Source organism: Meiothermus sp., assembly GCF_026004075.1.
Classification (GTDB): Bacteria; Deinococcota; Deinococci; order Deinococcales; family Thermaceae; genus Meiothermus.
In genome coordinates, this window is the sequence record NZ_BPIK01000001.1 from 508,621 (window position 1) to 526,202 (window position 17,582).

Sequence of the window (17,582 nt, forward strand, 5' to 3'; positions counted from 1 at the left end):
GGAATCCTACCCCCAAGCGCCCCTCATTGCAACGGTCGTGTACAAATCAAGCAATCAGTTCTTCGACCTCGAGCGGGTGCCGTTCTTGCCCGCGCGGCGGGTAAGAAGCTCGCTCGAGGGCAGCAGATGCCCCAGGCACTCGGTGTAGTCCACCCCCTGCCGGAAGTCGGCGGCCAGGTCGGCCACGCTCACCTGGCTTAGAACTTGCAATGCCGCATCCCGCACCTTGAGCCAGACCACGCTGCGCGCGTGGCAGCGCTTTTCCTCCACGCAAGCCTTGGGCCAGTTGAGGCTCACACAGGCCAGGGGGGCGATGGGGCCGTCCACGGCCCGAATTACGTCGCGCAGGTTGATCTCTTCGGCCGGGCGTGGGAGGGCATACCCCCCACCCTGGCCCTTTTTGGAAGTAACCAGGTGGTGGCCTACCAGGGCGGCCAGAATGCGTGTCAGGTAGGTGTGCGGTACGCCGGTGGCCTTGCTGAGTTCCTCGCTTCCAACAAGGCGATCCGGGGCCTGAGCGCCGAGATAACCCAGGATTTTGAAGGCGTAGATATCGGTTTTGGAGAGGCGCATGACCCCAATTTAGCCCAACGCCCGCGCCTCCGGCAGTTCTACCACCGCGCGCACAAAAGCGTCGCCTACCGCGCGATCGGCCAGGGCCAGCGGGCCACCGGCCTGGTAGACGCCGCTTCTGCCCTCGAAGTACAGGTCGTAGAGCTGCCCGTTGAGCATGGGGTTGAGGCCGTAGCGAAGGTGCTCCCGGTTTTGCAGCTTTTTAGCCAGCCCTTCGCGCAGCCAGACCTCCCCCTCCACCTGGTTCGGATCGGCGCTCCAGGGGCCGTCCCAGCGGGCGGCATTGGCCGAGGGCTGCACCACCAGCCAGGCCCCGGCGGCATCGGCCTGCTCGAGCAGGCTTTCGTGAAAGGCGTCCAGGCAGATCAGGTTGGCGATGGGGCCCAGCCGGGTTTTTAGGATCTGTCTACCAGGCCATCCCCCTGACAGAAAAGCCCCGCGTTCGTGAGCGGTGAGGTTGACCTTGGGCACCCGCCCCAGGATGGTACCCTGGGGTGAAACAACCAGTGATAGGTTGTAGACCCGCCGGCCCAGGGCGTGTAGCTGCCGTGTGGGTTCCCAGTCCATGAAGGGACTGAAGATGCTGCCGGCCACCACATAAGCCCTGGCGGCCTGGGCGGCCTCCCGAAAAGCCTGCTCGTACACCGGCCAGACCTTCCGGGCCCGCAGATGATAGAACACGGCAGGGCTCAAAACCCCCAGCCCCAGGGCCGCTTGCCACTCTTCCCGTAGCAGCACCAGTGCTGCTTGCAGGCTGGTTCTGGCTTCACGCATGGTTCGGGGTGTCTCCATCCAGAACAATAGCGGCAGGGCGAAGGCCTCGGGGAAGGCGACAAGGCGGGGCTCATGTTCCGGGAGCCCGTGAATGGCGGCTTGAGCCAGCTCCCGCACATACTGCCTGAAGCTCTCGGCGCTGCTGTAAGGCCGGGTGTGCAGCTCAGTTTGTACCGCAACCAGATGCACCCGCATTGCGCCCACCTTACTACAGACGCGTACCGGGCGGATCATAAAAGAAGCCTTAACGTCCCTCACACACAGCCGCGGATACCCCGGGGTTAGGGTAAGGGCATGCGTGGTTTGCTTATTTTGCTGGTTTTATGCTCGATGGCCTTTGCCCAGATCCGGGTGACGCTCGAGGCCCCGCCCCCACCCACCCTCACCATCAGCGCCGACATCCGCATTGCCCTGGTTCCGGGCCTTGTGGTGGTGGAGCGGATGCCTGAACCCCAGGGGATTGTGGTGGTGTACCGCAGCAACCGGGCGGCCGAGGTGTACGCCCACCACCACCGCGACCTGGTGGCCCGCGGCTGGACAAGAGTCAAATATCAGGCCGGTGATGGCCGCTACAAGTCCGAGTACCGCAGAGGTCGGGCCAAGGCCAAGCTGGAAGTGCGCGACCGCCGGGGCCGGATCGAGGTGCGGGTCAGGGAAGGCTAGACAGCCGAACGGCTCCCGGCTACACTAAACAACGCTTGGGGCCGTGGCGCAGTTGGGAGCGCGCTTGAATCGCACTCAAGAGGTCGGGGGTTCGAGTCCCCTCGGCTCCACCAGGCAAAAACCTTCAGTATCCGAGGGTGTCTACCTTCGGATTTTGCTTTTTGGAGCAACTGGAAGCAGGTTTGCTCCTCAAGGTAGGGGGTGGCTTATCCCCACACATTTCTCCATAGTGCGCCACCCAGCCCAAAAAGCCCCAGTAAGGGAATAGGGGGAAATTGGCGCAGCAGGAGGCCTAGCGCTAGCAATATAGCAAGCAGCTCAGCCCAGCCCACCAGGGTTTCGCGTCCCAATAGCCACAGTGCCCAGGCGATGAGTCCCAGGGCCGCCCCTGAGGCCCCCTGAAAAAAGGCTTCGGCGATGGGATGCTCCTGCCAGCGGTGCAGGAGGCCGGCCACCAGAAAGGTAAATATGAACGAGGGTAAAAAAATGCCAACGGTTGAGAGCACCGCTCCAGGGATGCCTGCTGCCAGGTAGCCTGCCGCCGTGGCTGTGGTTAGCAGGGGCCCCGGTGTGATCTGACCCAGGGCCAGGGCATTCAGGAGGTCGCTCGAGCCCAGCCAGCCCCGGCTTACCATCTCCTGCATCAGCCCAATCAACACATAGCCCGAGCCGAACAAAGTGGAGCCTACCAGGAAAAAAAACCAGAACAGACTGAGGGGCTCTACGCTCAACACCCTCGCGCTTCTGCCCAGTACCACCAGTAGACCCACCAGCAATACCACCGCCCACTCCACCACACCCAGCCCGGCCAGCACCAGCCCAGCCAGGGCCAGCATCCAGGTTTGGGGTTGTTTCTTGGGGTGGGGCAGCAGATTCCAAAGGGCCTGGGCAATCAGGGCCACCACGGCCAGCTTGAGCCCCAGGAACGCGCCCTGTACTAAAGCCAGCGAGGCCACCTCCCGGTACAATGCCGCCAGCGCTAGCGTGACCCCTGCCGCTGGAACGATAAACCCCAGTCCTGCCAGCAGCAGACCCCAGTGGCCCGCTCTGGCAAAGCCCAGAAGCATGGCCGTCTCAGTGGAGTTGGGGCCCGGAATCAGGTTGACGGCGGCCAGCATCTTCAGGTACTGCGCTTTGCTCACCCATTTACCTTCCCCGACCAAAAGGCGCTGGAAAATGGCAAAATGGGCCGCTGGGCCGCCAAAAGCGGTCAGACCCAGCCAGACGAAGGTTTTCAGCACGTGCCAGGGCATCGGGCTCAGTATATGCCCGTACGTCATTGCAATGTCTTGACCTGCCGTGTGTTTATCGGTATTGTTGCGACGTATCGAAAGGAGGCTTCATGAGGCTAGTAAAAGCAGTTGGGCTTATTGCGGCTTTAAGCCTGGGGGGTGCCCTAGCCCAGGACCGCACCCAGACCCTTATTTATGGTGGGGACTGGTCTGACCTTATTACCATGGATCCCCAGGTTTCCTACGAGTTTTCCGGTGGCCTGGTTACCGACAACCTATACGAGACCCTGGTCAAGTACGAGGGCACCGACCTCTCGACCCTAAAGCCGGGCCTGGCCGAGAGCTGGAAGGTAGACCGGGGCCGGGATACCTGGGAGATCACCTTCCGCCTGCGCCGGGGCAGCAAGTTCTCCAGCGGCAACGAGGTGACGGCCAAGGATGTGGTTTATACCTTTGAACGGGCGCTGGCAATTAAGGGGCCGGGTTCGTTCCTATTCACCGAAATTGCCCAATTAAAGCCGGGGGCTACCAAGGCCGTGGACAACTACACGGTGGTGGTGAGCCTGCCCAAAACCGCCTCGCCGGGCTCTTTCCTTTCGATTCTGACCTTTAACATCGGCGGCATTGTGGACTCCGAGACTGTGCAGAAAAACGCCAAGGGCAACGACTTTGGCAAAGAATGGCTCACCAACAACTCAGCTGGTTCGGGGCCCTTCCGGTTAGTGCGCTGGGATCGGGGTTCGCAGGTGTTGCTCGAGGCCAACCCCAACGCCCGCATCAAGCCCAAGCTGCAGCGCATCATCCTGCGCGAGATCAAGGAACCAGCGGTGTTGCGCACGGCCCTCGAGTCGGGCGAGATTGACATCGCCGAGGGGCTCACCCCGGAAGCCCTGCGGGCGCTGGCCGGCAACCCCCGATTTAAGACCCTCAAAGCCGACAGCCTGCGCCTCAACTACCTGGGCATGAACGTCAAGGAAGGCAGCCCCTTCGCCAACAAGCTGGTGCGCGATGCGGTGCGCTACAGCATCAACCAGGACGAGCTGGTGAGCGGGCTGGTGCAGGGTAACGGCACCAAGATCCAGACCCTCATCCCCAAAGGGCTGCTGGGCTACGACCCCCGCACCCCCTACACCTTCGACCCGGCCAGGGCCCGGCGTCTATTGGCCCAGGCGGGGTATCCGAACGGCCTCGAGTTCGAACTGCTGGTAAGCACCGGAATCTGCGGTGGGGGCATTCCCTGTGCGGACATTGCTGCTAAAATCCAGTCCGACCTAGCCAAGGGGGGCTTTAAGGCCAACGTCAAGGCCATCGCCAACGCCGAGGTGCTGCGCACCTACCGGGCCCAGAACCACCAGATGGTCCTGGTGGGCTGGAGCCCCGACTTCCCCGACCCCGACGGCAACGCCACCCCCTGGGCCAACTTCGAGGCCCGCAGCCTGGCCTGGCGCAACGTCTGGAACGATCCCACTGCCATCCGGCTGACCAACCAGGCAGCCCTCGAGACCGACCCATCCAAGCGGGTGGCGCTGTACCGGATTCTCACCGATTACGTGCTGAAAAACGGCCCCTACGCCGTGCTCTACCAGCCAGCGGTGCCCATTGGCCTGTCGGCCAAGGTGGAAGGGTACGTGCGCAACGCCCAGGGCCAGGTGCGCTTCGAGAACATTAGCAAACTTCCATAAGCAGCCCAGGGTTCGGGGCTCAGGGCACGGCCTAGGACGCCCTGGGCTCTGAACCCTAAATCATGGTTATGTTTCCTTACCTTTTACGACGACTTTTTTTTGTGATTTTTGTGGTCTGGGGGGTCACCTTTGCCACCTTCTTTATCGCCAATGTGGTGCCGATTGACCCCGCCATTGCTGCCCTGGGCGACAACGCCCGCGAGGAGCAGATTAAGGAATTCCGGGAGCGCTACGGCCTGGATAAGCCCATCTGGCAGCAGTACCTGATTTACATGGGCCGCCTGCTGTCCGGCGACCTGGGCAACTCGCTGCGCACCCAGCGGGCTGTGGCTGAAGACCTGAAGGAGTTTTTTCCTGCAACCCTCGAGCTCTCGGTCGCGGCTTTTCTGGTGACCCTGTTGTTGGGGGTGCCCGCCGGTATCCTGGCCGCTTTGCGACAGAACAAGGCCACCGACGTTACGGTGCGTATCCTGGCCCTCATCGGCGGGGCCACCCCGGTGTTTTTTCTGGCGGTGTTGCTGCAGTACGTGTTTGCCCGGCAGTTCGATTTATTGCCTGTGCAGGGGCGTCTGGACGGGTTTACCTTTCCGCCGCCCAGGGTTACCGGTATGGTGGGCATCGATGCCTTGCTGGCCAGGGACTGGGGGGCTTTCCTGGACTCCCTGCGCCACCTGGTGCTGCCGGCGTTTGTGCTGGGTCTGTTTTCGGCGGCCATTCTGGCCCGCATGACCCGTGCCACCATGCTCGAGGTGCTCTCGCAGGACTACATTCGCACCGCTCGAGCCAAAGGGGTTCCCGGCAGGGCTGTGGTCTTTCGCCATGCTCTCAAAAACGCCTCGCTGCCGGTGCTCACCTTGCTGGGGGGTCTGCTCGGCGGCCTGCTCTCCGGTGCGGTGCTAACCGAGACCATCTTTAGCTGGCCCGGCATCGGGCGCTACGTGACCCAGTCGGCCACCAGCCTCGACTTCCCCGCGGTGATGGGGGTTACGCTGCTGGTGGGGCTGGTGTACGCCCTCATCAACCTGATTGTGGATCTGCTTTATGCCTTTCTCGACCCTCGCATCCGCTATGCCTAACCCGACGGAGTATCCATGGCTGCTGTAGTTCCTGCTGGACGCCCGTCCCGCCCCCTGCGGCGCTTTTTGCGCAACCCCGGGGGCCTGATCGGACTTTTCTTGCTGGTCTTGCTGGTGCTGGTGGCCCTGCTGGCACCGGTCATAGCCCCCGACCCCATCAGCCAGAACATCGCCCAGCGCCTGCAGCCGCCCTCGGCAGAACACTGGCTTGGCACCGACCAACTGGGCCGCGATGTCTGGGCTCGGGTGGCCCACGGTGCGGGTATCTCCCTGCGGGTTGGGTTTGGCGTGGTGATTCTGGCGGTGTTGATTGGGGTGGCGGTGGGACTTTTGGCCGGTACCCTAGGCGGGGCCTGGGACAACCTGCTGATGCGCGTGACCGATATCTTTTTTGCCTTCCCCTCGCTCATTCTGGCCATGGCTATTGCCGCCGCACTGGGGCCCAACCTCAACAACACCATCATTGCAGTGGCCCTGGTGAGCTGGCCCATCTACGCCCGGCTGGTGCGGGCCAATGTGCTGGCCCTGCGGGAGCGGGAGTTCGTGGAGGCGGCGCGGGCCTTGGGCTCCTCCCAGGGGCGCCTGATGCTGCGCCACCTGCTGCCCAACACCCTCACGCCGGTGTTTGTGCAGGCCAGCTTCGATGTGGGTGGGGCCATCCTGACCGCCGCGGGCCTGTCGTTTATCGGCTTTGGGGCCCAGCCGCCCACCCCGGAGTGGGGGGCCATGGTCTCCGAGACCCGCAGCTACATCGCCGAGGCCATCTGGGCCCCCACCGCGCCGGCCATGGGCATTCTGCTCACCGTGCTGGCCTTCAACCTGCTGGGCGATGCCCTGCGGGACGTGCTCGATCCCCGGGGGCGGGATTGAGGGTGGAGATGCGGCCCGCCTCGGTGGAGGAAGCCGCGGTGGCTTCCGATATCCTCAGCGAAGCTGCCCGGTGGCTGATGGAGCGGGGCGAGACGCTCTGGCACCTCGAGGAACTCACCCCCGAACTGCTCCGTCCGGTGGCCCGGCAGGGGGAACTGTTCCTGGCCTATTGGCAGGGGCAGGCCGTTGGCACCCTCATCTACCAGCACGCCGATCCCCTCTTCTGGCCCGAGGTTCCGGCGGGCACCTCGGCCTTCGTGCACAAGGTGGCGGTGCGGCGGGCGGTGGCCGGGCAGGGGGTGGCCGCGGCCATGCTGGCCTGGGCCCAGGAGCGGGCCAGGGCCGAAGGTTTGGCCTTTCTGCGCCTGGACACCGATTTCAACCGCCCGAAACTGCGCAGCTTTTACGAGGGCCTGGGTTTTGTATGTGTGGGGGAGAAGCGGGTAACCCGCATGGGCTACGCCCTGCACGTGGCGCTGTACGAGTTAAGGCTTTAGCCGGCTACAACCCCCCACAGCCCCGGGGGGCCGAGGGATTGCCTAGCATGCGCCATTCGCCACCCTGCCACTGCCCGGCCTGGTAGTAGATGTGACGGGGGCTCTCCGGGTCTTCACGCTCCCCTGCCGAGGCCAGTGCGACCTCGAGGGCCAGGCACTGCTCAGGGGTCGCGCCAATGGTGTAGAGCTGGCCCCGCTGCGGCATCTCGGCCAGGGTAAAGCCATCGCTCAAGGACACCCATTGGTGTAGCTTGATCTGCACTGCACAACCCCCGGCCCTCAAGGCTTTTAGAATCTACAAACCACCTTACCCAAATCAGGCACTGCAGTTATGTTTAGAGCATGAACCGCCGTGCTTACCCATCGGACGTCCGTGATGAGGAATGGGCTCTGGTGCTGCCCTATTTGACCCTCGCCCCGCTGGAAGCACCCCAGCGCAAGTACGACCTGCGCGAAGTGTTCAACGCCCTGCGCTGGATGGTTCGAACCGGTGCTCAGTGGGACTACCTGCCCCACGACTTCCCACCCCCCCATATCGTTCAGGCGCAAGCCTACCGCTGGATGAACCGGGGGGTCTTCGAAGACCTGGTACACGACCTGCGCATGACCCTGCGAATGCTCCAGGGCAAAGCCGCCCATCCCAGCGCTGCCATCTACGATGCTCGCACCCTACAGTCCACCCCGCAAAGTGGGGAGCGGGCCGGATACGATGGGTACAAACGACGCAAGGGAAGCAAAGTTCACCTGGCGGTAGATACCCTGGGGCATCTGCTGGCCCTGGTAGTAACGGCGGCCAGTGAACAGGAACGGGCCCAGGTGGGAGCCCTCAGTCAACAGGTGCAGGAAGTGACGGGGGAGCAGGTGGAAGTGGCCTTTGTGGATCAGGGTTACACTGGGGAGGAAGCGGCACAAGCGGCAGAGGCGGAAGGCATCGCCCTGTGTGTGGTCAAGGTGGAAGGGGCCAAACGAGGATTCGTGCTGCTGCCGAAGCGTTGGGTGGTGGAACGTTCGTTTGCCTGGACATCCCGGTTTCGCAGGCTGGCGCGAGACTATGAGCGGCTGGCTGAGACCTTGCGAGGTTGGCACTGGTTGGCTTTTTCGATTCTGATGACAGCGAAAACTGTGGAGCTTTTACGAACAGCTAGTTAGCAGGCTCTAGGTGCATAACCTGCCCGGTGGCGGTGTAGGTGCGGTAGGGGTCAGTGGGCCCAGCCTGGGAGGGTTTATGATTGCGCATCCACAGGCTGCCGCCGACCCCTGAGGCTGCCAGTACAGCAATCCCCCCCACCATCCACCAAAGTTTCGGCCAGGCCATCCTTCCACCATTAGGCTCGAAGGGAGGGGCCTCGGGTATGAGGGCCAGCTAAAGGCAGGTTTAGTAAGAGGGCTGGTACTCGCCCCACTCCTCGCGCAGCACGCCGCAAATCTCGCCCAGGGTGGCCCGGCGGCGGAAGGCCTCGAGGATATAGGGCATCAGATTCTCCGGGCCCCTGGCGGCTTTTCGCAGGGCCTCGAGGGCATTGGCAGCAGCCTGGCCGTCGCGCCCCGCCCGGAAGGCCTGAATCTGGGCTCTGCGGCGATTGGCCAGCGCATCGCTGATTTTTTGCACGGGGGTGTGCTCGTTGAGGGGGGAGTCGGGGTTGTTGAAGCGGTTGACCCCTACGATAATCCGCTGGCCGCTTTCCACCTGGCGCTGGAATTCCCAGGCCGCTTCCTCGATTTCCTGCTGGAAGAAGCCGGCCTCGACCGCTGCCACCGCACCCCCTAGCTTGGCGATCTGATCGAGGTAGTCCTGCGCCTGGGCCTCGAGCGCATCGGTCAGGTGCTCCACGTAAAAGCTACCCCCCAAGGGATCCACCGCACGGGTGATGCCCGACTCGTAGGCCAGAATCTGCTGGGTGCGCAGGGCCAGCAAGGCGCTTTTTTCGGTGGGCAGGCCCAGCGCCTCGTCGTAGGCGTTGGTGTGCAGGCTCTGGGTGCCCCCCAGCACCGCTGCCAGGGCCTGGTAAGCGGTGCGCACCACGTTGTTCAGGGGTTCCTGGGCGGTGAGGGTGGAGCCGCCGGTCTGGGTGTGGAAGCGCAGCATCCAGCTTTTGGGGTCTTTGGCGTTGAACTCCTGGCGCATGATGCGGGCCCACATGCGCCGGGCTGCGCGGAACTTGGCGGCCTCCTCGAGGATGTCGTTATGCGAAGCAAAGAAGAACGAAAGCCGGGGCGCAAAGGCATCCACATCCAGCCCGGCCTCTATGGCCGCCTGCACATAGGCCTTGCCGTTGGCGAGCGTAAAGGCAATTTCCTGTGCGGCGGTGGAGCCGGCCTCGCGGATGTGATACCCCGATATGCTGATGGTGTTCCACCTGGGTACTTTTTCGCTGCAAAAAGCAAACACATCGGTAATGAGCCGCATGGAGGGGCCCGGGGGGAAAATGTAGGTGCCGCGGGCGATGTACTCCTTCAGGATGTCGTTCTGGATGGTGCCGCCCACCTGATCCCAGCTTACGCCCTGCTCCTCGGCCACCAGCAGATACAGGGCCAGCAGCATGCTGGCGGGCGCGTTGATGGTCATGCTGGTGGTGACCTTATCCAGGGGGATGCTGTCCAGCAGGGTGCGCATGTCCTCGATGCAGGCGATCGAGACCCCCACCTTGCCCACCTCGCCCACGCTGAGGGGATGGTCGGGATCCATGCCGAGCTGGGTCGGCAGGTCGAAGGCCACTGAGAGCCCGGTCTGGCCCTGCGAAAGCAGGTAGCGGTAGCGGGCGTTGGACTCCTCGGCGCTGCTAAAACCGGCGTACTGCCGCATGGTCCAGGGGCGGTCGGTGTACATCCGGGGGTAGACCCCCCGCGTAAAGGGATACTCACCTGGGCGGCCCAGGCGCTCCTTATAACCTTCGGGGAGCGATTCGAACAGATATTCAGCTGTGGTAGGCATGAGCCCTCCTTTCAACAACGTGGCCCCCGTGTGGGGGTTTTCCCTTGAAGCCGCAACCGGGGCGACAAAGATTCAGAAACGATGACCGGGGTCAAAAGACCACATAAAAGAACAGCAGTACCAGTGCGGCAGCGCCGAAAATTAGCAGGAGCGGGGGGAGCAGAAGGGAGTAAGCCGCGATGACCAGGGCTATAAAATCTTTCCAGTCGGGCTTGAGTTCCCCCTGTTTTGTACCTTGGTTTTTGGGGTCGTACATACTTTGATTGTAATGCCTCGCGGGGTTCCATTCAGCCCCTACTATCGGGCCGGGAGCAGGGGCCTGGGTAGTGTGTTTTGTACCCAGGCCTGCCCTGACTGCGGCCTGACACACCGGCCCGGTTGGCCGTATACTAGGGCCAGCGTTTTGCAGTCCAAGCCAGTCTGGCTTGAATCTTTGGAGGATTGAGCGTGAATGCCCGTGCAATTGTGGTGACATCAGGGAAAGGTGGGGTAGGGAAGACCACCACCACGGCCAACGTGGGTGCTGCATTGGCCAGGTTGGGCGAGAAGGTGGCTGTGGTGGACGTGGATGTGGGCCTGCGCAACCTCGATGTGGTGATGGGCCTCGAGGGCCGGGTGGTCTACGACCTGATTGACGTGATCGAGGGCAAGTGCAAGCTGCGGCAGGCCCTTATCCGCGACAAGCGCATCGAGGGGCTGGCCCTGCTGGCCGCCTCGCAGACCCGGGACAAAGAGGCGCTCGACCCCGAGAAGTTCCGGTATATCGTGAAAGCCTTGCTAGAAGAGGAGGGCTTCGACCGGGTGCTCATCGACTCGCCCGCCGGCATCGAGAAAGGCTTCCAGACTGCTGCTACTCCTGCCGAGGGGGCTTTGGTAGTGGTGAACCCGGAGGTCTCGAGCGTGCGCGATGCTGACCGGATTATCGGAATGCTGGAAGCCCGCGAAATCCGCGAGAACTTTTTGGTCATCAACCGGCTGCGCCCCAAGATGGTGCAGCGCGGCGACATGCTCTCGGTGGAGGATGTGGTGGAGATCCTGGGCATCAAGCCCATCGGTATCGTGCCCGAGGACGAAGGGGTGCTCATCTCCTCCAACCAGGGGGAGCCCTTGGTGCTCAAGAACGGCAGCGGGGCAGCCAAGGCTTTTGTCGAGATTGCCCAGCGGGTACGCGGCGAGGACGTGCCTTTTGCCCCTCTGAACGACTCGCCGGGTTTTCTGGGCACCCTGCGGCGGCTGTTTGGGGGTAGATGATGTGGCCCTGGCAGCGCAAAAGCAAGGACACCTTGAAAGAACGCCTCAAGGTGGTGCTGGCCTACGACCGGGCCCACCTGAGCCCTGGTATGGTGGAGCAGCTCAAGCAAGACCTGCTGGCCGTGCTGAAGCGGTATTTTCCGGATGAGGAAAACCTGGAAATCCACGTCGAGACCATTGACGACAAAATGAAGCTTCAGGCCGATGTGCCGATCTCCAAGTAATGAACCAGGCGGCCCTCGACGCAGCTCTGGAGAGCCAGATACCCCCATCCAGTTGGACAATTTCCCCAGGGCGGCAGTAGAAAACGGACGACTAGTGGGTGGTTTTGAGCTCGACCTCGAGCGCCCCGAAATTCTCTTGCTGGTGTAGCTCCACCTGGCCCTGCTTTTTGGCTTCCAGAAGGGCGGCAAAGGCCACGGTCTGCTCGTTCCAGCCCCGCAGCGGCAGTTGTCCAAACAGGGCCCGGCGCAGGCCCCACAAAAAGCCCTTGATGCGCTCCCAGGCTTCCTTAAGCCCGAAAGTCTCGGGCTCGAGGTGCAGCTCAGCCCGCCGCGCGAAAGGCTCAACCGCCCGCACCAGCAGTTGCAGGGGCATGGGGCGCAGGCGACGGTCCTTGGGGAGCGGGGGCGGAGGCACTGGCAGCACCCGGGCCCGCTCGCGGGAGCGCTGCTCGAGGAAAGCAATGGCCTCTTCCAGGGCCACCAGGGTCTCGAGGAAAGCCGGGCCGCTCTCCTCGAGGAATTCCTCATCCTCGGCCAGCACGACCTCGGGCCGCCTGGCGAAGGCCCGCAGCTTGAAAAGCACCAGCTCGGCCAGGATGGGCAACAGCTCGCTCCGCTCGGAAAGCCCCAGGGTCTGCACCTGGGCCAGGGCCTGCTCGGTGAGGGTCAGCACCGGCAGGTCTTTGGCAACGATCCTGCCCTTGCGTATCTGCTCGGCCAGCTCCCTGGGCGTTCCGCTGAATTGCTCGAAGCGTAGGGTAATCACGGTTTACTTGGAGGCCACTTTTACCGGCGCGGGCGTTCCGGAAGTCCGGCTTTTGGGCCGGAGCAGCCCAAACTTGTCGCGCACCTCTTCCATGGTGGCCTGGGCGATGCGGCGGGCTTTGGCGGCGCCCTCCTCGAGGGCCCCCAGTACCCGGTCGGGGTGGGCCCGCAGCTCCTCGGCGCGTTCGCGGATGGGCCGCAGGGTTTTCATCATCTCCTGCATCAGAAGCTGCTTGACCACTAAGGTGCCGATACCCCGCCGGCGGTACTCCTCGCGCAGCACCTGCACCAGCTCGGGCGGGGCGAAGTACTGCAGAAACTTGAAGACCACGCTGCGCTCGGGGTCGCCGGGGTCGGAGAGCCGGATGCGGGCCGGGTCGTCGGGCATGGTGCGTATTTTGGCCCAGATGCTCTCCTCGTCCTCCAGGAGCCCGATGGTGTTGCCCACGCTCTTGGACATCTTGGCCTTGCCGTCGATGCCGGGCACGCGGGGGGCGTGGGGGTTCAGGTAGATTTCCGGTTCGGGGAAGGTCTCGCCGTAGGTCTGGTTCCAGCGACGGGCAATCTCGCGGGTGAGCTCGAGGTGCTGGGTCTGGTCGTCGCCCACCGGCACGGTATCGGCTTTGTAGAGCAGAATATCGGCGGCCATCAGCACCGGGTACATCAAAAGCCCCGCCGGCACCGACTCGAGCTTGGCGGCTTTGTCCTTGAACTGGGTCATGCGGGTCAGGTCGCCGTAGGGGGTCTGGGTGGTGAAAATCCAGGCCAGCTCGGTGTGCTCGGGCACGTGCGACTGCACGAACAGAATCACCTTGTTGGGGTCGAGCCCGGCCGCGATATTCACCAGCGCCGCCTCGAAGGTGCGCTGGCGCAGGAGGTCTTTGTCGTAGGCCGCCGGGTTGGTGGGGGCGTGGTAGTCCACAATGCAATAGATGGCGTCCTGGCCCAGCTTTTCGCCTAAGGCGATATAGTTGACCATCGCACCCAGGTAGTTGCCGATGTGCAGGTCGCCGGTGGGCTGGAAGCCAGAAAAAACCCGTTTCACGCTGGATAGGATAGCAGGCCGGAGGGCTTCGTGCACCCTTTGAAAACCAAAACCCGAGCCAGATACCTATGCTAACATAGGCCGAGCATGAGCCTCAAGGCCTTCTCAGACGAAGCTTTGCTGGCTTTGGTGGCCAGAGGAGAAGAGGCCGCCTTGCAGCAGATCTTTCGGCGCTATGCAGGGGCTTTCCTGGGCCTGGCGCGCCGCTTAGGCCTCGACTCAGCCAGCCAAGAGGATGTGGTGCAGGAAGTTTTTAGCAAGATCTGGAGAAACGCCCGCGAGTTTGACCCTCGGCGGGCCTCGGCGCGGGCCTGGCTTTTAGCGATAGCCCACCACACCACGGTGGATCACCTACGGCGCCTCGAGGCCCGTCCCCAGGCCCTCGAGCCCACCGAGGAGGAGCCCGAGGCCTTCGATCTGCCCGGCCCCGGCCTGGACGAGGAGCACCATCTGGATCGCATCCGGCTCCGCAGGGCCCTGGCCCACCTCGAGCCCGAGGAGCGGGAGGTTATCGAGGTGCTGTAGGGGTATGTCCATCCTCAAGCTCAACATCCCCGTTTGGGCTCCCGCAATTCCCTTCGGTCGGCTTGAATCCTTCACCGTTGGACGAAGTCATAGGTGAAGGATTCAAGTGGAAGCGGTATAAGTGGTGCTTTATATGCTACTCACACGCAGCGCTGGTATGAGTAACGCCAGACGCTTTTTTCAAACCAGATTCGGCTAATTCGTCGCCGAACAGTGCTAAACCGGCCGAAGTCATCGCGGTGGAGGGCATCATCGCTTGCTGGCTTGCTGGAGGAGGAGCATTTTCTTCGCCCAGTGCTGCCAGGGGTGTGCTCTGGGCTTGAAACAAACGATCCCCTGGGTTTGTTTACATATGCCAGCCCTACTGGCTTTTCCTGCTGATATTTGCGAAATCGGCCCCAATACGCACCGTAAGGTCGGCATATAAAGCGGCCTCACCCGATATGCGAGGAGGTAATCCGATAACCTCACCCAGCACCTCGGCCAGCTCCGAAGCCCCGTTGGCCAGCACCTCGCTGCGCGGTGGTACGCTCTCCACCTCCCGCAACAACACCCGTAGCCCCAGCTCGCGCAACCTGTGCCGCATCTCGATGGCGGCGGTTTCCTGTGGGGCAGCGTAAAGCACCACAGCCTCTCGGCCTTGCAAATCTTCCAGGGTGGCTTTAGCTGTATTCGATGAATTGACAAAGTAGCGTTGAACCACTTTTTGCAACTCGGCCTGATCCACCTCCCAGCCCTGACCAAACCGGCCTGGCGTTAGGAGGGAGACCAGTTGCGGCTGTTGTATAGCAAAGCCCATCAGGCCAGCTATCTGTTCGCGGGTTAGGTCGGTACGAATGTTTTGCTCCACGCTGGCAATGGCCTGGGGCAAACGCAACAGGCCACTGGGCGTGAGAATTTGCTGCTTTAGAGCATGAAAGAAGTTTTGCTGGCGCTGGATACGGCCAATATCACCCAGGGCATCGTGGCGAAAACGCAAATACCCTTCGGCTTGTGCACCGTTTAGAAGCTGGCAGCCGGGCTCGAGGTCGATATCCAGCTTGGCGGCGGTATCCTTATATTTCATAGGTTTTTCTACGCAAACAGTTACGCCCCCCAACGCATCTACCCCATTGCGGATGGCCTCGACACTCACGGCCAGATAGGCGTCAATCTCGACCCCAGTCAGGTTGCTGACGACCTGCTTGGCTAAGTCGGGGCCGCCAAACTTGTTGGCGTGGTTGATGATGTACCAGCCATAGCCGGGAATCGGCACATACACATCCCTTGGAATTGAGAGTACGGCAACGCGCTTGGACGAGGGGTCAAACCGAACCAGCAGATTGACATCCGACAGGCCGCGAAAGTTCTCAGGTGCACGCTGATGGTAATACTTGTACTCCGGAGCCACCCCCAACACCAGAACCGTCAGGGGGCGCTCGAGGTTGCGCGGCAAAGTGCCGTAGCGCAGTAGGGGTTGAAGCAAAGGATAGGCCCACCAGATGAGGCCCAGTAGAAGAAAGAGAACCAGAAAAGGAACGACACGCCGCATATCCTTGCTAGTCTAGCCTACCAAGGGTGAGAAAATAGCGGCTACTTCAGGCCGAGCTGGGATGGAAAGCCGCCACTGAACGGTTGAATGAACATCTCTTCCAGGCTGGTATCAGTCCAGGGTAAAGCGGGGTTCCGTCTCGTGCAGACGCACCCGACGGATAATGCGCTGGTCGTGTTCGGTGTCGTGGGTGCTGGCAATGACCGTTACATAATCGCGAATGGGACTCCGCAGCACCTTTTTGGTCAACACTTCTTCGACCTGAAAGATCCCAGCAGAGTTGTTCATGACCACCCGAATCTCTACAGGAACCTGCTCGCCTTTGAGGATCTGTACCTCGTCTACAGCCAGCGCACTAATCGAGTGAATATCCACCGAGCCCAGGGCAAAGGCTTTGCGTCCCCGGCCTTTGGTAATATCGGTACCATCGGCTACCGCGGTGATACCGGCCTCGATGGTCAGGGGCTCGGGCTCGAGGTCGTGACTGTTAATCGAGTGCAACATGAAAGCCCGCAGCTCGATGCGCTGTTCGGGGTCGCGATAGATTTTCTCTAATATCCTGTCCAGGATGGGAATCGCCAGCATCACGCTAAACGCCTCGTGGCGCACCCGGTGCACCTGATTGCCAATGTCGTGGAGCATAGTGGAAAGCAATACCGTAAGGAAGGTGTCGTCCAGGTCGCCTACCCCGCTTTCCATCACATCGGGCTTGACCCCGTGGTCGACCAGTAGCTGCAAGATGGTTACGCTGGCCGCGCCAGTCAAGAGGGCGTGCACCCTTCCGTGGTCGTTGTAGCCCAGCTTGCGCACGGTGATGTAGTTGGCCATATCCCAGTGACCCCGAGCCTCGGAATCGGCGGTGAGCATCTCGTAGGCAGACAGTGCCTTGGGGTAACGCTGCAGGCCTTCGCGGATAGCCAGGTCGGCCTCGACGTATAGCTTGGCCTTGGGCTGGGTAACCTGAACCGTGCGCTCATTCATGACCGTACTGCCATCGCCCATACCCAGATGGTAGAGCCTGAAGGTTCAGGAAGGCGTGATAAAAGCCACAGGTGCATATCGAATTCCTCCGCTTGTACTATTTGTACCTGCTCCTTTATCACTCCCCCTTGAACTGCGCAGGGCGTTTTTCCAAGAACGCCTTGGTGCCTTCGCGCATGTCCTGAGTCGCACAGGCCAGGCCAAACAAGTCGGCTTCGACCTCGAGGGCTTCCTGTAAATCCAGATTCTCGCCCCGCCCTACCGCTTCCTTGGCCAGAGCCAGGGCCACCGGGCCGTTTTTCAGGATGGCCGCGGCCAGCTCTTTAGCGGTTTGCAGGGCATCTTCGCCCACCCGATTAACCAGGCCCAGGCTCAGGGCTTCCTCGGCAGGCACGTGCCGTCCGGTAAAAATGAGATCCAGGGCGCGGCCCCGGCCTACCAGGCGGGGCAGGCGCTGGGTTCCACCGAAGCCGGGAATGATGCCCAGCCCCACCTCTGGAAGGCCCAGCTTGGCTTTGTGGCTAGCTACCCGTAGGTCGCAGGCCAGAGCCAGCTCGAGCCCACCCCCCAGGGCATATCCGTTGATGGCCGCAATGCTGGGCACTGGCAGGGCCGCAATCTCGTTGAAGACCGACTGGCCCATAATGGCAAACTCCCGTGCAGCAAACACATCCTGCAGGCTGGCAATCTGAGCGATATCGGCTCCCGCTACAAAAGCCTTGCCCTCTCCGGTAAAGATGGCCACCTTGACCTCGGGGTCTTGGGTGATAACCTCGGTTACGCTGGCCAGTTCGATAAGCAAATCTTGGTTGAGGGCGTTGAGGGCCTGGGGACGGCTGATGGTGACAATACCCATCCCGTCTTCGACACGGTAGGTCAGGTATTCAAATTCGGGCATCTCGAGTTCAAAGGTTTCTGCCATAACACACCTCATGCTCTATGGTTGGGCTGCAACAGCGCC

At 62.1% G+C, this 17,582-nt stretch carries 21 protein-coding genes and 1 tRNA gene; 10 read left to right on the forward strand and 12 right to left on the reverse strand.

Annotation, left to right across the window (positions count from 1 at the left end; translation table 11 throughout):
• Window positions 1-54: 54 nt before the first annotated feature.
• A complete protein-coding gene (locus tag Q0X18_RS02405) occupies window positions 55-573 on the reverse strand; it encodes an Rrf2 family transcriptional regulator (RefSeq protein ID WP_297558061.1) in 519 nt (172 codons plus the stop codon).
• Window positions 574-582: 9 nt separating this feature from the next.
• Window positions 583-1,542, reverse strand: coding sequence for a nitrilase-related carbon-nitrogen hydrolase (locus Q0X18_RS02410; RefSeq protein ID WP_297558064.1), 960 nt, complete (start codon window positions 1,540-1,542; stop codon window positions 583-585).
• A gap of 99 nt (window positions 1,543-1,641) precedes the next feature.
• Between Q0X18_RS02410 and Q0X18_RS02415 the strand changes: the two genes are divergently transcribed.
• Together Q0X18_RS02415 and Q0X18_RS02420 are read left to right on the forward strand one after the other, a co-directional pair.
• Window positions 1,642-2,010: a hypothetical protein gene (locus tag Q0X18_RS02415; protein WP_297558066.1), complete on the forward strand. Its 369-nt coding sequence runs from the start codon at window positions 1,642-1,644 to the stop codon at window positions 2,008-2,010.
• Window positions 2,011-2,047: 37 nt separating this feature from the next.
• A tRNA-Ala gene (locus Q0X18_RS02420) sits at window positions 2,048-2,123 on the forward strand.
• Between the two features lie 93 nt (window positions 2,124-2,216).
• Here Q0X18_RS02420 and Q0X18_RS02425 read toward each other — a convergent pair.
• Complete coding sequence (locus tag Q0X18_RS02425) at window positions 2,217-3,263, reverse strand: chromate transporter (protein ID WP_297558069.1); 1,047 nt, start codon at window positions 3,261-3,263, stop codon at window positions 2,217-2,219.
• 89 nt (window positions 3,264-3,352) lie between these two features.
• Here Q0X18_RS02425 and Q0X18_RS02430 point away from each other — a divergent pair, with 89 nt between their 5' ends.
• The 4 genes from Q0X18_RS02430 to Q0X18_RS02445 all read left to right on the forward strand — a co-directional run bounded on the left by Q0X18_RS02430 (window position 3,353) and on the right by Q0X18_RS02445 (window position 7,367).
• On the forward strand, window positions 3,353-4,924 hold the full coding sequence (locus tag Q0X18_RS02430) for an ABC transporter substrate-binding protein (protein ID WP_297558072.1): 1,572 nt from the start codon (window positions 3,353-3,355) through the stop codon (window positions 4,922-4,924).
• 68 nt (window positions 4,925-4,992) lie between these two features.
• The gene (locus Q0X18_RS02435) at window positions 4,993-6,000 is read left to right on the forward strand and encodes an ABC transporter permease (protein ID WP_297558074.1); all 1,008 of its coding nucleotides are present in this window, start codon (window positions 4,993-4,995) and stop codon (window positions 5,998-6,000) included.
• A 15-nt stretch (window positions 6,001-6,015) separates the two neighbouring features.
• Window positions 6,016-6,870, forward strand: a complete 855-nt coding sequence (nikC, locus tag Q0X18_RS02440) for a nickel transporter permease (protein WP_297558077.1) — start codon at window positions 6,016-6,018, stop codon at window positions 6,868-6,870.
• An 8-nt stretch (window positions 6,871-6,878) separates the two neighbouring features.
• Window positions 6,879-7,367 (forward strand): GNAT family N-acetyltransferase, encoded by a 489-nt coding sequence (locus Q0X18_RS02445; protein ID WP_297558080.1) that lies wholly within the window; start codon window positions 6,879-6,881, stop codon window positions 7,365-7,367.
• 4 nt (window positions 7,368-7,371) lie between these two features.
• Here Q0X18_RS02445 and Q0X18_RS02450 read toward each other — a convergent pair whose 3' ends face one another.
• Window positions 7,372-7,605, reverse strand: a complete 234-nt coding sequence (locus Q0X18_RS02450; protein WP_297558083.1) for a hypothetical protein — start codon at window positions 7,603-7,605, stop codon at window positions 7,372-7,374.
• 104 nt (window positions 7,606-7,709) lie between these two features.
• Between Q0X18_RS02450 and Q0X18_RS02455 the strand changes: the two genes are divergently transcribed.
• Complete coding sequence (locus Q0X18_RS02455; RefSeq protein ID WP_119342530.1) at window positions 7,710-8,516, forward strand: IS5 family transposase; 807 nt, start codon at window positions 7,710-7,712, stop codon at window positions 8,514-8,516.
• Here the strand turns inward: Q0X18_RS02455 and Q0X18_RS02460 are convergent.
• From Q0X18_RS02460 to Q0X18_RS02470, 3 genes are all read right to left on the reverse strand, one after another.
• Window positions 8,509-8,682 (reverse strand): hypothetical protein, encoded by a 174-nt coding sequence (locus Q0X18_RS02460; RefSeq protein ID WP_297558086.1) that lies wholly within the window; start codon window positions 8,680-8,682, stop codon window positions 8,509-8,511. The genes Q0X18_RS02455 and Q0X18_RS02460 overlap by 8 nt on opposite strands.
• 60 nt (window positions 8,683-8,742) lie before the next feature.
• The gene (locus Q0X18_RS02465) at window positions 8,743-10,299 is read right to left on the reverse strand and encodes a methylmalonyl-CoA mutase (RefSeq protein WP_297558088.1); all 1,557 of its coding nucleotides are present in this window, start codon (window positions 10,297-10,299) and stop codon (window positions 8,743-8,745) included.
• 91 nt (window positions 10,300-10,390) lie between these two features.
• Window positions 10,391-10,555, reverse strand: coding sequence for a hypothetical protein (locus Q0X18_RS02470; protein WP_297558090.1), 165 nt, complete (start codon window positions 10,553-10,555; stop codon window positions 10,391-10,393).
• Between the two features lie 191 nt (window positions 10,556-10,746).
• Here Q0X18_RS02470 and minD point away from each other — a divergent pair, with 191 nt between their 5' ends.
• On the forward strand, window positions 10,747-11,550 hold the full coding sequence (gene minD / locus Q0X18_RS02475; RefSeq protein WP_297558093.1) for a septum site-determining protein MinD: 804 nt from the start codon (window positions 10,747-10,749) through the stop codon (window positions 11,548-11,550).
• Window positions 11,550-11,774, forward strand: coding sequence for a cell division topological specificity factor MinE (gene minE, locus Q0X18_RS02480; RefSeq protein ID WP_297562917.1), 225 nt, complete (start codon window positions 11,550-11,552; stop codon window positions 11,772-11,774). The genes minD and minE overlap by 1 nt, the downstream gene beginning before the upstream one ends.
• A 91-nt stretch (window positions 11,775-11,865) precedes the next feature.
• On the opposite strand, the gene Q0X18_RS02485 is transcribed toward minE, so the two are convergent.
• The gene (locus Q0X18_RS02485; protein WP_297558096.1) at window positions 11,866-12,540 is read right to left on the reverse strand and encodes a chromosome segregation protein ScpA; all 675 of its coding nucleotides are present in this window, start codon (window positions 12,538-12,540) and stop codon (window positions 11,866-11,868) included.
• Window positions 12,541-12,543: 3 nt separating this feature from the next.
• Window positions 12,544-13,584 (reverse strand): tryptophan--tRNA ligase, encoded by a 1,041-nt coding sequence (gene trpS / locus Q0X18_RS02490; protein WP_297558098.1) that lies wholly within the window; start codon window positions 13,582-13,584, stop codon window positions 12,544-12,546.
• A gap of 87 nt (window positions 13,585-13,671) precedes the next feature.
• Between trpS and Q0X18_RS02495 the strand changes: the two genes are divergently transcribed.
• A complete protein-coding gene (locus Q0X18_RS02495) occupies window positions 13,672-14,109 on the forward strand; it encodes a sigma-70 family RNA polymerase sigma factor (protein ID WP_297558100.1) in 438 nt (145 codons plus the stop codon).
• A 361-nt stretch (window positions 14,110-14,470) separates the two neighbouring features.
• Here the strand turns inward: Q0X18_RS02495 and Q0X18_RS02500 are convergent, their stop codons facing one another.
• The 3 genes from Q0X18_RS02500 to Q0X18_RS02510 all read right to left on the reverse strand — a co-directional run bounded on the left by Q0X18_RS02500 (window position 14,471) and on the right by Q0X18_RS02510 (window position 17,543).
• Window positions 14,471-15,640, reverse strand: a complete 1,170-nt coding sequence (locus tag Q0X18_RS02500) for an LCP family protein (RefSeq protein WP_297558103.1) — start codon at window positions 15,638-15,640, stop codon at window positions 14,471-14,473.
• 111 nt (window positions 15,641-15,751) lie between these two features.
• Window positions 15,752-16,621: a phosphohydrolase gene (locus Q0X18_RS02505; RefSeq protein ID WP_374707519.1), complete on the reverse strand. Its 870-nt coding sequence runs from the start codon at window positions 16,619-16,621 to the stop codon at window positions 15,752-15,754.
• 118 nt (window positions 16,622-16,739) lie between these two features.
• Window positions 16,740-17,543: an enoyl-CoA hydratase/isomerase family protein gene (locus Q0X18_RS02510; RefSeq protein WP_297558107.1), complete on the reverse strand. Its 804-nt coding sequence runs from the start codon at window positions 17,541-17,543 to the stop codon at window positions 16,740-16,742.
• Window positions 17,544-17,582 lie beyond the last annotated feature (39 nt).

Coding starts and splice junctions, on each gene's coding strand:
- Q0X18_RS02510 (WP_297558107.1), bottom strand. CDS start 17,543: ATGGCAGAAACCTTTGAACTCGAGATGCCCGAATTTGAATACCTGACC.
- Q0X18_RS02460 (WP_297558086.1), bottom strand. CDS start 8,682: ATGGCCTGGCCGAAACTTTGGTGGATGGTGGGGGGGATTGCTGTACTG.
- Q0X18_RS02410 (WP_297558064.1), bottom strand. CDS start 1,542: ATGCGGGTGCATCTGGTTGCGGTACAAACTGAGCTGCACACCCGGCCT.
- Q0X18_RS02465 (WP_297558088.1), bottom strand. CDS start 10,299: ATGCCTACCACAGCTGAATATCTGTTCGAATCGCTCCCCGAAGGTTAT.
- Q0X18_RS02430 (WP_297558072.1), top strand. CDS start 3,353: ATGAGGCTAGTAAAAGCAGTTGGGCTTATTGCGGCTTTAAGCCTGGGG.
- Q0X18_RS02445 (WP_297558080.1), top strand. CDS start 6,879: ATGCGGCCCGCCTCGGTGGAGGAAGCCGCGGTGGCTTCCGATATCCTC.
- Q0X18_RS02435 (WP_297558074.1), top strand. CDS start 4,993: ATGTTTCCTTACCTTTTACGACGACTTTTTTTTGTGATTTTTGTGGTC.
- Q0X18_RS02415 (WP_297558066.1), top strand. CDS start 1,642: ATGCGTGGTTTGCTTATTTTGCTGGTTTTATGCTCGATGGCCTTTGCC.
- nikC (WP_297558077.1), top strand. CDS start 6,016: ATGGCTGCTGTAGTTCCTGCTGGACGCCCGTCCCGCCCCCTGCGGCGC.
- minE (WP_297562917.1), top strand. CDS start 11,550: ATGTGGCCCTGGCAGCGCAAAAGCAAGGACACCTTGAAAGAACGCCTC.
- Q0X18_RS02405 (WP_297558061.1), bottom strand. CDS start 573: ATGCGCCTCTCCAAAACCGATATCTACGCCTTCAAAATCCTGGGTTAT.
- Q0X18_RS02495 (WP_297558100.1), top strand. CDS start 13,672: ATGAGCCTCAAGGCCTTCTCAGACGAAGCTTTGCTGGCTTTGGTGGCC.
- Q0X18_RS02505 (WP_374707519.1), bottom strand. CDS start 16,621: ATGAATGAGCGCACGGTTCAGGTTACCCAGCCCAAGGCCAAGCTATAC.
- Q0X18_RS02455 (WP_119342530.1), top strand. CDS start 7,710: ATGAACCGCCGTGCTTACCCATCGGACGTCCGTGATGAGGAATGGGCT.
- Q0X18_RS02425 (WP_297558069.1), bottom strand. CDS start 3,263: ATGCCCTGGCACGTGCTGAAAACCTTCGTCTGGCTGGGTCTGACCGCT.
- Q0X18_RS02500 (WP_297558103.1), bottom strand. CDS start 15,640: ATGCGGCGTGTCGTTCCTTTTCTGGTTCTCTTTCTTCTACTGGGCCTC.
- Q0X18_RS02470 (WP_297558090.1), bottom strand. CDS start 10,555: ATGTACGACCCCAAAAACCAAGGTACAAAACAGGGGGAACTCAAGCCC.